The organism is Pauljensenia sp. UMB6358 (assembly GCF_030216865.1).
Lineage (GTDB): Bacteria > Actinomycetota > Actinomycetes > Actinomycetales > Actinomycetaceae > Pauljensenia > Pauljensenia turicensis_A.
In genome coordinates, this window is record NZ_JASOMS010000180.1 from 1 (window position 1) to 266 (window position 266).

A 266-nucleotide genomic window follows, 5' to 3' on the forward strand; every position below is an offset into this window, starting at 1 on the left:
TCATGTCCGACTCTTTGCTACCCCATGGACTGTAGCCCGCCAGGCTCCTCTGTCCATGGAATTCTCCAGGCAAGAATACTGGAGTGGGTTGCCATTTCCTTCTCCAGGGGATCTTCCTGACCCAGCGATTGAACCTGGGTCTCCTGCATTGCAGGCAGATTCTTTACCATCTGAGCCACCAGGGAAGCCATATATATATGGCTATATATATACACACACATATTCTAAATATAAGTCTTTTGTCAGATATGTGGTTTACAAATATT

1 tRNA gene is annotated in these 266 nt (G+C 45.5%); it reads right to left on the bottom strand.

Features of this window, described 5'->3' with window-relative positions:
* Nucleotides 1–113: 113 nt before the first annotated feature.
* Nucleotides 114–184: transfer RNA gene (locus QP381_RS09095), tRNA-Cys, on the bottom strand.
* Nucleotides 185–266 lie beyond the last annotated feature (82 nt).